Source organism: Micromonospora sp. 4G55, from assembly GCF_016803375.1.
This window is the reverse complement of the sequence record NZ_JAEVHN010000131.1, coordinates 1-12,670: the sequence shown is the minus strand read 5'-3', so window position 1 is coordinate 12,670 and position 12,670 is coordinate 1. Positions and strand designations below refer to the sequence as shown.

Genomic DNA, 12,670 nt, shown 5'->3' with positions numbered 1-12,670 from the left:
CTCACCGTGCAGCGCGCCGCCTACGTCACGAGGCCCAGCGCTACGCCGACCCGCTCCTGCCACCGCTGACCGAGACCCTCGACGAGGTCCGGGCGGTGCTGGCCGGGCCGACGATCGTGCTCGCCGCGCGGGCCGGGCACCGGCTGGTCGGCTCGGTGCGCGCCCGGGTGGCCGGCGACACCGCCCACGTCGGACGGCTCTCGATCGCCCCGGACCAGCAGGGACGCGGCATCGGCAGCCGGCTGCTGGACGCGGTCGAGGCGGCGTGCGCCGGTCGGGCCGCCCGACTCGAACTCTTCACCGGTGCCGAGAGCGCCGACAACCTGCGGTTCTACACGCGGCACGGCTACCGGATCGTCGGGCAACGCCCGGACCCGAACGGGGTACTGCTGGCGGTGCTGGAGAAGCCGCTGGTCACCGCTCGCAGCGCGTCCTGAGGGGGCGGGGGTCAGGCGGCTTCGCGGAGGTCGGCCAGGTCGAGCGGGGTACGCCGGCGCAGCAGCTCCTCCAACTCGGTCACGGTGCCGACCTCGCCGAGCACGTCCTTGCCGCCGCCGAACTCGGCCGGATAGCGGCGGACCAGCCGATAGCGCTGCCGGCCCCGGATCAGCTCCACGCTGACCCGCCACCGCCCGCAGCAGCAGCACACCCACTCCACCCGGCGACGGTAGCTCTGAGCTGCGCAAACGTGATTCGTACGGGAAGGACGGGCGGGACGGACGAGGACACGCCGCACCGCCACCGCCGGTGATCTGCCTCACGACTGTCGGCACCGTCTGATTGACTGGTCGCCGTGGACCTGCCGATCAACCCGCCGGTGGAACCGATGCTGGCCAAGAGCGTGGCGAAACTGCCCACCGAGCCCGGTCTGACGTACGAGCCGAAGTGGGACGGTTTCCGGTGCATCGTGTTCCGCGACGGCGACGAGGTCGAGCTGGCCAGCCGGGGCGGCAAGCTGATGACGCGATACTTCCCCGAGGTGGTCGAGCAGGCCCGCCGGCAGCTGCCCGAGCGGTGCGCCGTCGACGGTGAGCTGATCGTGATCCGCCGGGACGGTCCGAGCGGCCAGCCCCGGCTCGACTTCGAGCTGCTCGCCCAGCGCATCCACCCGGCCGCCTCCCGGGTGAAGCTGCTGGCCGAGACGACCCCGGCCGACTTCGTCGCCTTCGACCTGCTCGCCCTCGGCGACGAGCTGCTGCTCGACGAGCCGTACCCGCGCCGCCGGGCCCGGCTGGAGCAGGCGCTGGCCGGCGTCCGCCCGCCGGTGCACGTCACCCAGGTGACCACCGACCCGGAGACGGCCCGCCGCTGGTTCGACGTGTTCGAGGGCGCCGGGCTGGACGGGTTGATCGTCAAGCCGGCCGAGCTGCCGTACGAGCCGGGCAAGCGGTCGATGTTCAAGGTCAAGCACGCCCGGACGGCCGACGTGGTGGTGGCGGGCTTCCGCTGGCACAAGTCCGGCCCGGTGGTCGGCTCGCTCCTGCTCGGCCTCTACGACGACGCCGGGGTGCTGCACCACGTCGGGGTGAGCGCCTCGTTCACCATGGCCCGGCGCGCGGAGCTGCTGGAGGAGCTGGCCCCCTACCGGGACATCGGCGACGAGCATCCGTGGGTGCACGGCGACCACGAGCGTGGCCAGCGCATCCCGGGCGGGGTGAGCCGCTGGACCGGCACCAAGAACCTGGAATGGGAGCCGCTCCGCCCCGAGCTGGTGGTCGAGGTGGCCTACGACGCGATGGAGGGCGACCGGTTCCGGCACACCGCCCGGTTCGTCCGCTGGCGACCCGACCGCGACCCCCGGTCCTGCCGTTACGACCAGCTCGACCGGCCGGTTCGCTTCGACGTGGACCAGGTGCTGCGCGGCGACCCGACGGCCACCGTGGAGCCGGCCGCCGCCGGCCCGGCGTAGCCTGGCGGTCGACACGATCATGGAGGCTCGCTGGTGACCCCCACTGCCCACCTCGTCCGCCGGGTCCGGCTCACCGTCGCCGGGCTCGCCGCGGCGGCGCTGCTCGCCATGCCAGCCGCGTCGCTGCAGTTCGGCCTAGTCATGCTGCTCGCACTGCTCGGCTACGTCCTGGTGGACCGAGGTGTACGCCGCGTGAGGTGGGCCGTCGCCGCCGGTATCGGGCTACTTGCCGTGGTGGCGGCGATGAGACTGCGTTGGGCACGCCGTTCATGCTCGGCACCGACGCGACGATCACCTCTGCCGATCCGCACACCGGCCAGCAGGTCCGCGTGACCATCACCAACGGTGCCGCGACCTACCAACCGGCGGAAGCGGTGATCGTGTACGCGGCCACCGGTGCGACCGGCCGCTCGGTCGATACCTGCTGCTCCACCATCAACTTCTTCACCAACGCCTCCAGGCCCAGGCGTGGATCGCCGCTCATCCCGGTCTGGCCGCCACCGTCCTCGACCAGGACCAGGCCGTCACGCTAGGCCGCGACATCTTGGAGCCGCTGCTCGCCTCGGGAGGGCGGGGTTTCAGAATCGGACACCAAGGCGCAGGCCCGCCCAATGCTGAGATCGGATGGGATCAGGGCCGCGGGGGCCGGCGCCTGTGGGGGCATGCCATTTCACGCCAGGCCTTGGTGCCGGACAGTTCATCATTGCTGCAAGCGTGGGTGGTCCATCTCATTCCAGAACGCAAGCATGCGGTAGCGCCGTCGGGGATTGACAGATTCAGCCGGTCAAGTTGGGCCGTCTAGGCGGACGTGGAGGCGTCGACCGTCCGAGCTCAGGTGAAGGTGCGCTGCTGGGGCGACGTCAAAGCGCCACAGGCTGGATGGCGGTGCTTGTAGGGCGTGCACCATGGCGGCGCGCACGATGATGGGGTGGGTGACGGCCAGGACCCGCAGACCACTATCGATGTACGTGTCGAGCCAGCCGCCGATCCGGGTAATGAGCGTGGCTATCGTCTCGCCGCCGTGGGGTGCGGCGCGGGGGTCGGTCAGCCATGACCGCAGGCCGTCAGGGTCGTCGGCAGCGATCTCGGCAAGGGTACGGCCGGTCCACTGCCCGTAGTCGCCGTCGGCGAGGTCCGCCACGATCGTGGGGGTGCATCCGCTCACCATTTGCGCGGTCTCGACGGCTGCCTCCGCGGGGCTGCTGAGGCACGCGTCCGCCCTGTTGATGGCGGGGTTGCGGGCCAGGGCGAGGGCGGCGCGGCGGCCGCCCTCGTCCAGGCCGGTTTCTCCAGCGGCGAAGGTCGCGTGTCGTAGCGCGGGCGTGTGGGCGTGGGCGACGAGGCGCACGCTGGTTGTTGCCATGGCCCGAGGGCTAGTTCCTTGTCGGTCTGCCCGCCGACAGCGCTGCCTGCGGCGTTGCGACGTGGCAGCAGCGCCGCGAAGGCCAGTCCGGTGCCCGTCCACAGCACCAGTTGCGTGCCGAGCGAGGCGGCGCGGAAGTCCCACAGCAGCCTCGCGGGGAAGTCGCCGGGTACTTCGTTCACCGAGGGCAACGCCGCATAGGCGATTACGGTGACGGATAGGAACGCTGAGGCCGCGGCGGCGCTGCGCAGCGCCGCCGATGCGCGGACGGACTGGTACGCGAGCGCGCCAGCCCACACTGCGACCAGACCGAGGACAACCATGGCCAGGTAGCTGCCGGTCCGTTGGTTGATCGTGTCGGGATTGCCGACCGCGGGCGGGTTGGCCGGGTACTTGATGAACGGGAGGAGGACCACGCCGAGCAGCGCGGCGGCTGCCAATGCGATGGCGGCGTGGGCATCCTCGCGGATGCGCAGCCGCCGGCGCAGCAGCGCGTACGCCGTGGCGAGCAGCCCGCCCATCGCGGTGCCGAACAGGCCGGTGGCGAGGAACAACCCGCCGCGCTGGCCGTCGCGGCTGACCAAGTCATCAGCGTGATGATCGACGCCTGTCGGAGCGGTATGACTGGCCTGCTCTTCGATGGCGATGGCGGCCTCGACGGAGGGTTCCCCGACGAGATAGGCGAAGCCGCCCGCAAGCAGGCCAGCGATCAGGCCCGCCATCACACCCCGCAGGAGCAGCGCAGCGAAAGTAGGTGTGGTGTTGCCGGTGGTCAGTGGCACGGCACACCGAGCAGGTGGCGGCCGTCGTGCATCAGCTCGTGCAGGTACATGCCGCTGCGCGACACCGCGCCCTGGTCGAACGCGACGAGATAGGCCAGCAGGAGAAGCACGGCGACGACGGCCAGCGCCGTCCACCACAGCCGGGCGCCCACTGGCAACTGGAGAACGGGGCGAGCAGGGGTAGAGCTGGACATGCGACTAGAACCTCCTACGGGGATGACGCGTCCCCTTCGACAGGACTGCGACGACGGAGCGTCCTGGCTCGCGGCTCCCGCCGTGACGGGGGAGCCGCTTACAGTGGCGCGACCGCACCGGGCTTTCACCGGTTTCCCTCACACCGCCGCAGATGGCGATCTGACGCTAACGGTGGGGCACCGATCGGTCAACAGTCGACCGATGTGAGCAAGGTCGGCAAGTGAGTGGACGGTCGAGGACGGCGTGGCCCCTCCGGGACCTCGCAGGCTGCGTCGTGCGCCTCAGGTCATGCCGGCCCGCGGCCGACGAGCGCCCCGCAGTCTCTCCTTGACGGCTCGGATTTGCTGCCGCTGGCCCGCGGCGTTCCGGACCGGCGGCGGGGTGACGCAGTCTGCCCTGGTGATGTGGGCAGGGCCAGCCGGTGCGACGCGGGTGAATTCCCGCGCCGCGGCGGTGGCGGTCATGGTCGCGGTGTTTCTCGTGCTGCACGCTCTGCAGTGCGCCACCGGTCTGGACGCGCCCCGCCCAGCAGTGGCCCCCGTCGCGCATGCGCTGGCCGATACCGGCGCTGCCGGTGCCCCCGTGGCGCTCGTCGATGGCACGGACACGCCTGCTCCCGTCCTGACGCACGGGCATCACGAACCGGCGGATGACGGGGGTATCGCGGTGACCGCGTGCCTGATTCTGCTGGTAGCCGCTGGTGCCGTGCTGCTGGACGTCCTGCGCCGGTGGGTTTTGCGCGTCGCCGCCGGCCGGAAGTTGACGCCGCGGGTTCAGGGACGGCTCTCGGGCGGCTTTAGCTTGGCGCAGTTGTGCGTGCTGCGGACGTGATCAGGCGCTGAGGTTTCGGACCGGCGGCGTCGCCGGCTGGTACCGCCCGGTTCGAGGGCGGTTCGGGCCGGGTGGGGCCGCTCGCCTCGTTGATTTCCCGTCCGCGCCGTCCTGTTGGTACGGTGACGTACGCGGCGAGGGCACCACCAGGGTCGTGGCGCGGTTCGGTCCGCGGGACTGGCGCAGGCAGGGCAGCGACTACGTGATCCGCCATACGCTGCGCAACGTCGAGGGAGACATGTACGCCCGCGTACGTGGCACGACTCGCTGCGCCTGAGCGCCACCGACATCGCTGGCAACACGGTGACGCAGACGATCCAGCGGGCCTACCGCATCGCCTGACCCACGGCCGAGTCCGGGGCGGCTCCATGCCGGTGCCGCCCCGGACTGCGGCGTCCGCCGACCAGCCGAACGTTGGGCCCTGCGGCGGGCGGCGCTCGAAGATGCCGAACAGTCGATGGCTGTACGACGTCCCTTTACAGGCATGCCCTTCGATCGACATGATCGTTAGAGACGGTAGCCGCGCGCTGCAGAGCATGCTCAACGCCTGCAGCTCCTGACCACGCAGATCCGGCCCGGCGGCGCTATGGGGGATGCGACCGCCGGCCGGGCCCTGGGCCGTCACTGGGGTGGAAACGAGGCGGCATCCCCGTCTTGCTTGCGCCAACTGCCGCCGGCGTCAGAAGGCGCTGGATCATGGCGAGGGCTTCGGACTCGGTGTCGAAATCCCACCGCAGCACCCGACCCGTCTCGGCATCGCCAGCGCGGGCGATGACTTTCCACCGGGCCTCGCTGTAGTCGAGGGCCCGAACCGGCGGTGCGAGGACCAAAAACTTTTGGTGGTTTCCTACAAATGACGGGTGGGTGGTTCGGTGATAGCGCCATGGCGCTCCCGGTCGGCAGGCGGAAGGGTAACCACTACCGGGAGCCGTCGTCTCGCGGCGCGCACGCCATGGGTCTACCAAAAGGGGTCAATCGGGTGTTCAACCGTGTCGCCATCGTCAACCGTGGTGAGGCTGCCATGCGGCTCATCCACGCGGTCCGAGAGTTGGCTGCGGAGACCGGCGTCCCGATCGAGACCGTCGCCCTCTACACCGACGTCGACCGCACCGCGACCTTCGTACGTGCGGCGGACATCGCCTACGACCTCGGTCCGGCATCCGCCCGCCCGTACCTCAATCTGGCGACGCTGGAGCGGGCCCTGATCGAGGCCGGGGCCGACGCCGCGTGGGTCGGCTGGGGTTTCGTCGCCGAGGATCCGGCGTTCGCGGAGCTGTGCGAGAAGATCGGGGTCACCTTCGTCGGGCCGAGCGCGGAGGCCATGCGCCAGCTCGGCGACAAGATCGGCGCGAAGCTGATCGCCGAGGAGGTCGGCGTGCCGGTCGCGCCGTGGAGCCGCGGCGCCGTCGAGACGCTGGACGCCGCCCGGGCCGCGGCGGCCCAGATCGGCTACCCGCTGATGCTGAAGGCGACCGCGGGCGGTGGCGGGCGCGGCATCCGCGTGATCAGAAACGAGGACGAGCTCGCCGACGCGTACGAGCGCACCAGCCAGGAGGCGGCGCGGGCGTTCGGCAGCGGCGTCGTGTTCCTGGAGCGCCTGGTCACCGGGGCCCGGCACGTGGAGGTCCAGGTGATCGCCGACGGGCAGGGCACCGCGTGGGCGCTCGGTGTCCGCGACTGCTCGGTGCAGCGACGCAACCAGAAGGTCATCGAGGAGTCGGCGTCGCCGGTGCTCAGCCCGGCGCAGGCAGCCGAGCTCAAGGCGTCGGCCGAACGGCTGGCCGTGGCGGTCGGTTACCGGGGCGCGGCGACCGTCGAGTTCCTGTACCACCCCGGCGAACGGGTGTTCGCGTTCCTCGAGGTCAACACCCGCCTGCAGGTCGAGCACCCGATCACCGAGTTGACCACCGGGTTCGATCTCGTCAAGGCGCAGCTGCACGTCGCCTCCGGTGGGCGACTCGACGGCGAGCCGCCCGCGGAGCGCGGGCACGCCATCGAGGCCCGGCTGAACGCCGAGGACCCCGACCGTGACTTCGCGCCGTCGCCGGGTCGGATCGCGCGGCTGGACCTGCCCACCGGCCCGGGCATCCGGGTGGACACCGGCGTCAGCGAGGGTGACACCATTCCGGCCAACTTCGACTCGATGATCGCCAAGATCATCGCGTACGGCCGTGACCGACACGAGGCGCTCGGCAAGCTGCGCCGGGCGATGGCGAACACCACGGTGATCATCGATGGTGGGGCGACGAACAAGAGCTTCGTCCTCGACCTGCTCGACCAGCCCGAGGTGATCGACGCCAGCGCGGACACCGGCTGGATCGACCGCGTCCGAGGTGAGGGCAGGCTCGTCGCGCACCGGCATTCCGCGGTCGCGCTGGCCGCCGCCGCCATCGAGGCGTACGAGGAGGAGGAGCGCGTCGAGCGGCAGCGGCTGCTGTCGACGGCGTCCGGCGGGCGCCCGCAGGTGCAGCACCGCAGCGGCCGGCCGCTCGACCTCAAACTGCGCGGCGTCACCTACCGCATGCGCGTGGCGCGGGTCGGCGCGCACCGGTTCCGCGTCGGCATCGAGGCGGGTTCCGCCGTACGCACCGCCGACGTCGAACTTGACCGCTTTGACCAGCACACCGGCCACATCGTCGTCAACGGCTCCCGGTACCGCCTGCTCACCGGCACCCACGGGCCCACCCACCTGGTCGAGGTGGACGGCGTGACGCACCGGGTCAGCCGCGACGAGGGCGGCGTCGTCCGTTCCCCCATGCCCGCGCTGGTCGTCGCCACGCCACTGGAGGCCGGCGACGAGGTCGAGGCGGGCGCGCCGGTGCTGGTGCTCGAAGCTATGAAGATGGAGACGGTGCTGCGGGCGCCGTTCCGGGCGCGGCTGAAGGAGTGCGCCGTCTCTGTGGGCAGCCAGGTGGAGGCCGGTGCGCCGCTGCTGCGGCTGGAGCCACTCACCGACGGGGCTGCCGAGACCGCGAGCGGCCCGGCCGCCGTTCCCGTCGAGCTGGACCTGCCCGCCGCGTCCGAGGAGGTTCCGGCGTACCGGCGCAGCAGGCGCGGCCAGGAGGACCTGCGCGGCCTACTGCTCGGCTTCGACGTCGACCCGCACGACGACCGTCGAGTGCTCGACGATTACCTCACCGCGCGGCGGGCGGCCACCGAGGAGGGTCACCGGCCCCTGGCCGAGGAGCTCGACCTGGTCACCGTGTTCGCCGACCTCACCGAGCTGAGCCGCAACCGGCCGACGGGCGAGGACGGCGACGGCCACGTCTACAGCGCCCGCGAGTACTTCCACACGTACCTGCAGAGCCTCGACATCGAACGGGCCGGCCTGCCCGGTTCGTTCCAGGCCCGGCTCGCCAAGGCGCTCGGGCACTACGGGGTCACCGACCTGGAGCGCTCTCCCGAGCTCGAAGCCGCCGTGTTCCGGATCTTCCTCGCCCAGCAACGGGCGTCCGCCGACGCCACGGTCGTCGCGGCGCTGCTGCGCGCGTGGCTGCGGGAGCCGCCGCCGGACGAGACGCTTCGCGAGCCCGCCGGCCTCGCGCTGGAGCGGCTGGTGGCCGCGACGCAGGTCCGCTTCCCGGTGGTCGCCGACCTCGCCCGCGGCGTGGTGTTCGCCTGGTTCGCCCAGCCGCTGCTGCGCCGCAACCGCGCCCGCGTTTACGCCCAGGTCCGGGGCCACCTTCGTCACCTGGACGCGCACCCGGACGCGCCGGACCGCGCCGAGCGCATCGCGGAGATGGTACGCAGCACCGAGCCGCTGGTCCGGCTGCTCGGCCAGCGGCTCGTGCGCGACCACCTCGACAACACGGTCATGCTGGAGGTGCTGACCCGGCGGTACTACGGCAACAAGGCGCTCATCAGCGTGCGTGCCCGCGAGGTCGCCGGCTGCCGGTTCGTGGTCGCCGAGCGCGCGGACTCCAGCGTGGTCTCCACCGCGGTGAGCTTCGACGCGTTGGGCAGCGCGCTGCGCGGGCTCGCCGAGCTGGCCAGCGACGAGAACGCCGTCGACGCCGACCTCTACCTCGGCTGGGAGGATCAGCCGGAGGACTTCGACGCGATGGCTGCCGCGCTGCTCGAGGTCATCACCGCGCACCCGCTGCCGCGGGTCCGCCGGCTCACCACCACCGTCGCGGGTCGTGGCGGCGCGGTGATGCACCACCACTTCACCTTCCGCCCGTCGGGTACACAGATCACCGAGGACCGGCTGATCCGCGGCCTGCACCCGTACATCGCGCAGCGGATGCAGCTGGAGCGGTTGCACAAGTTCGACCTGACCCGGCTGCCGTCCTCGGACGAGGAGGTCTACCTCTTCCAGTGCGTGGCGCGGGAGAACCCGTCCGACGAGCGCCTCGTCGCGTTCGCCCAGGTGCGCGACCTGACCGAGCTGCGCGACCAGGACGGTCGGCTGGTCGCCCTGCCGACCACCGAGGACGCCATCGCCGCCTGCCTCGACTCGATCCGCCGCGCCCAGTCGCGGCGACCGTCAAAGACGCGCTTCACCACCAACCGGATCGTGGTCTACGTCTGGCCGCCGAGCGAGCTCACCCGCGAGGAGATGGATAAGATCGCCGGGCGCGTGCGCCCGACGACCGGGGGCGCCGGGCTGGAGGAGATCCTGTTCATCGCGCGGCAGCGCGACCGCCGGACCGGCGAGCTGACCAAGATCGCGGTCCGGATCTCCTTCGACGTCACCGGCAACGCCGAGCTGACCATCGGCGAGCCGCCCGTCGAGCCGGTCGAGCCCATCGACGACTACCGGCTGAAGGTGCTGCGCGCGAGCAGCCGCAACACGGTGTACCCGTACGAGCTGACCGGCCTGCTCGGGGACTTCGTCGAGCACGACCTCGACGACCACCACGCGCTGGTGCCCGTGGACCGGCCGAGGGGACGCAACAGCGCCGCCATCGTCGCCGGAGTGGTCACCACGCCGACCGCGCGGCATCCGCAGGGTGTCGCCCGGGTCGTGCTGCTCGGCGACCCGACGAAGTCGCTGGGCGCCCTGTCGGAGCCGGAGTGCCGGCGCGTGATCGCCGCGCTCGACCTGGCGGAGCGGATGCGGGTGCCGCTGGAGTGGTGGGCGCTGTCCGCCGGGGCCCGGATCTCCATGACCTCGGGCACCGAGAACATGGACTGGGTGGCCGCGGCGCTCAAGCGGATCGTCGAGTTCACCCAGGCCGGCGGTGAGATCAACATCGTCGTCGCGGGCATCAACGTCGGCGCGCAGCCGTACTGGAACGCCGAGGCGACAATGCTCATGCACACCAAGGGCGTCCTCGTGATGACGCCGGACTCGGCGATGGTGCTCACCGGCAAGCAGTCGCTCGACTTCTCCGGTGGGGTGTCCGCCGAGGACAACTTCGGCATCGGCGGCTACGACCGGGTGATGGGACCGAACGGGCAGGCGCAGTACTGGGCGCCGAACCTGACCGCCGCGCGGGACGTGCTGATGTCGCACTACGACCACACGTACGTCGCGGCCGGCGAGGAGGCGCCGCGGCGGGCGAGCACCACCGACCCCGTGGACCGTGACATCTCCACCTTCCCGCACGACGTGCCGGGCAGCGCCTTCGGCACCGTCGGCGAGATCTTCTCCGCGGAGGCCAACCCGGAACGCAAGAAGCCGTTCGACATCCGGACCGTGATGCGGGCGCTCTCCGACCAGGACCACCCGGTGCTGGAGCGCTGGGCGGGCATGGCCGACGCGGAGACCGCGGTGGTGCAGGACGTACACCTCGGCGGCATCCCCGTGTGCCTGCTAGGCATCGAGTCACGAGCCGTGCCACGGCGCGGCTTTCCGCCCACCGACGGCCCGGACACCTACACGGCGGGAACGCTCTTCCCCCGGTCGTCGAAGAAGGCCGCGCGGGCGATCAACGCGGCCAGCGGCAACCGGCCGCTGGTGGTGCTGGCGAACCTGTCGGGCTTCGACGGCTCACCGGAGTCGATGCGCAAGCTGCAGTTGGAGTACGGCGCCGAGATCGGCCGGGCGATCGTGAACTTCCGAGGGCCCATCGTCTTCTGCGTGATCTCGCGGTACCACGGCGGCGCGTTCGTGGTGTTCTCGAAGGCGCTGAACCCGAACATGACCGTCCTCGCGCTGGAAGGCTCGTACGCCTCGGTCCTCGGCGGCGCCCCCGCCGCCGCAGTGGTGTTCTCCGCCGACGTCAACGCCCGCACAGCAGCCGACCCCCGGGTGCGGGACCTGGAGGCCCGCGCCGCGGCCGCGGCCGGCACCGCACGCGCCGCATTGACCGCGGAACTCGACGAGCTGCGCTCCTCGGTGCGCGCGGAGAAGCTCGGCGAAGTCGCCACGGAGTTCGACCGCGTTCACAACATCCAGCGCGCCGTCGAGGTCGGCTCGGTGGACGCCGTCATCCGCGCCGCCGAGCTGCGTCCGCGCATCATCGACGCCATCGAGTCGCGCCTGCTCTGACTCCCTGCCCGGCCGGGACTTCCACCAGGGAGTCCCCGGCCGGAGAACGATCTCGATGCTCCGCTGTGGTGCCGATGACCGTAGTGGCGCCTCCTACCGGCAGGAGATCCTCGACGGCCTGTGGGATCGCGGTGTGATCGTTGATCACTTCGGGCGGCTGCCACGACCGCAGGCTGAAACCTCAACTCCACCCTTAACACGGAGGGTTTGAGGTCTCCCTGCGCAGGCCGTTTATCCGCGTTCAACGCCTCAGGTTTCTCCGGTCGACAAAGTCCGAGAAGGCTCCCGGGGTCTTTGCCTGCTCCGTCGCCGTCCTGCGGTACCAGGACGAAGTCAACGTTTGCCTACGCGCTACCTCGCATGCGGGGTCTCCTCGCCGACGCGGCGACCCGCATGGTGGCCAACGAACAGCTCGCCAGATTCGTCTACACCCCTGCCCATCCGGCATGCCAGCCTGCTGGGCCAGGGAGCCCGCCCGCCCGTCCTACGGGGTGGTGGAACGCATGATCGAGGAGGGGCGCGGCGGCTCGGGCCGTCCGCACCGACATCCCGCCGGCGCTGATCACCGCACGCATGGCGCAGGCCTTCGAGGCCGCCATGCGCGACTGGGCTGAGGGTCGGGCGGCGGACGTCGCACCGCACCTAACGCTCCTGCTCGACCTGGCGTTCCAGGGCGTCGAGGCGGCGCGGTAGCGAAGGCGCGTTCTGTCGGGCGGGCACGCCCGACGGGACCCGCCGGGTCATCTCAAGATGGGCGAGCCTCGACGCCGGTGATCCGCAGCCACGAGACGGGGCAGCGACGGGTGTGCGCGACGTTCCTCGGGAGACGGCCATGGTCAGGTGCACCACGGATCTGCCGCCGTCCGGGCGTTCAGTGGGGAAACGCGCGGGGGATGCGTGCGTTGAGGAGTTCGTCGCGGAACGCTTGGATGCGGGTGATGACCTGTCGCCTGCCGATGGTGTTCTCGATGCGGTCGAGGTACAGGCATCGGGCGGCGAGTTTGTCGAGGTCGACGGTGAAGTACATCGCCATCAGCGGGTTGACGAACAGGTCACCGCCGCCGGTGCGCCGGGTGAACCGGACGTCTCCGAACGCGCCGCTGGTGGCGGCGGCGATCTGTCCCTGGACGATGCTCGGCCGGTCCGGGGTGGCG

The 12,670-nt window shown here is 71.3% G+C and carries 8 protein-coding genes, 3 pseudogenes and 1 riboswitch; of the genes and pseudogenes, 6 read left to right on the top strand and 5 right to left on the bottom strand.

Translation table 11 applies throughout. The features are described 5' to 3' along the window. Positions 1 to 437: pseudogene (locus tag JNW89_RS13760) on the top strand (GNAT family N-acetyltransferase); the annotation flags it as partial. Between the two features lie 11 nt (positions 438 to 448). On the opposite strand, the gene JNW89_RS13755 reads toward JNW89_RS13760, so the two are convergent. After that, entirely contained in the window at positions 449 to 658 is a 210-nt protein-coding gene (locus tag JNW89_RS13755) for a hypothetical protein (RefSeq protein WP_088963283.1), read from the bottom strand. A 135-nt stretch (positions 659 to 793) separates the two neighbouring features. On the opposite strand from JNW89_RS13755, the gene JNW89_RS13750 reads away from it, so the two are divergent. From JNW89_RS13750 to merB, 3 genes are read left to right on the top strand one after another with little or no spacing between them, the layout of a single operon-like run. Beyond that, the gene (locus JNW89_RS13750; RefSeq protein ID WP_238449232.1) at positions 794 to 1,909 is read left to right on the top strand and encodes an ATP-dependent DNA ligase; all 1,116 of its coding nucleotides are present in this window, start codon (positions 794 to 796) and stop codon (positions 1,907 to 1,909) included. Between the two features lie 33 nt (positions 1,910 to 1,942). Beyond that, the gene (locus tag JNW89_RS13745) at positions 1,943 to 2,242 is read left to right on the top strand and encodes a hypothetical protein (protein ID WP_238449231.1); all 300 of its coding nucleotides are present in this window, start codon (positions 1,943 to 1,945) and stop codon (positions 2,240 to 2,242) included. Continuing rightward, complete coding sequence (gene merB, locus JNW89_RS38750; RefSeq protein WP_375155090.1) at positions 2,179 to 2,442, top strand: organomercurial lyase; 264 nt, start codon at positions 2,179 to 2,181, stop codon at positions 2,440 to 2,442. The genes JNW89_RS13745 and merB overlap by 64 nt, the downstream gene beginning before the upstream one ends. A gap of 251 nt (positions 2,443 to 2,693) precedes the next feature. Here merB and JNW89_RS13740 read toward each other — a convergent pair whose 3' ends face one another. From JNW89_RS13740 to JNW89_RS13730, 3 genes and pseudogenes are all read right to left on the bottom strand, one after another. After that, positions 2,694 to 3,272: a histidine phosphatase family protein gene (locus JNW89_RS13740; protein ID WP_238449215.1), complete on the bottom strand. Its 579-nt coding sequence runs from the start codon at positions 3,270 to 3,272 to the stop codon at positions 2,694 to 2,696. Between the two features lie 77 nt (positions 3,273 to 3,349). Continuing rightward, positions 3,350 to 4,054 (bottom strand): annotated as a pseudogene (locus JNW89_RS13735) (CbtA family protein); the annotation flags it as partial. Then, positions 4,045 to 4,248, bottom strand: a complete 204-nt coding sequence (locus JNW89_RS13730; RefSeq protein ID WP_238449214.1) for a CbtB-domain containing protein — start codon at positions 4,246 to 4,248, stop codon at positions 4,045 to 4,047. The pseudogene JNW89_RS13735 and the gene JNW89_RS13730, both read right to left, overlap by 10 nt. A gap of 37 nt (positions 4,249 to 4,285) precedes the next feature. Then, positions 4,286 to 4,428, bottom strand: a riboswitch (cobalamin riboswitch). 253 nt (positions 4,429 to 4,681) lie between these two features. Here JNW89_RS13730 and JNW89_RS13725 point away from each other — a divergent pair. Both JNW89_RS13725 and JNW89_RS13720 read left to right on the top strand, forming a co-directional pair. Beyond that, complete coding sequence (locus tag JNW89_RS13725) at positions 4,682 to 5,080, top strand: hypothetical protein (protein ID WP_238449213.1); 399 nt, start codon at positions 4,682 to 4,684, stop codon at positions 5,078 to 5,080. 979 nt (positions 5,081 to 6,059) lie between these two features. Further along, positions 6,060 to 11,516 carry a carboxyl transferase domain-containing protein gene (locus JNW89_RS13720; protein ID WP_238449212.1) on the top strand — a complete coding sequence of 1,819 codons (5,457 nt, stop codon included), beginning with the start codon at positions 6,060 to 6,062 and terminating at the stop codon, positions 11,514 to 11,516. Between the two features lie 871 nt (positions 11,517 to 12,387). On the opposite strand, the pseudogene JNW89_RS13715 reads toward JNW89_RS13720, so the two are convergent. Next, positions 12,388 to 12,670, bottom strand: a pseudogene (locus tag JNW89_RS13715) (hypothetical protein); the annotation flags it as partial.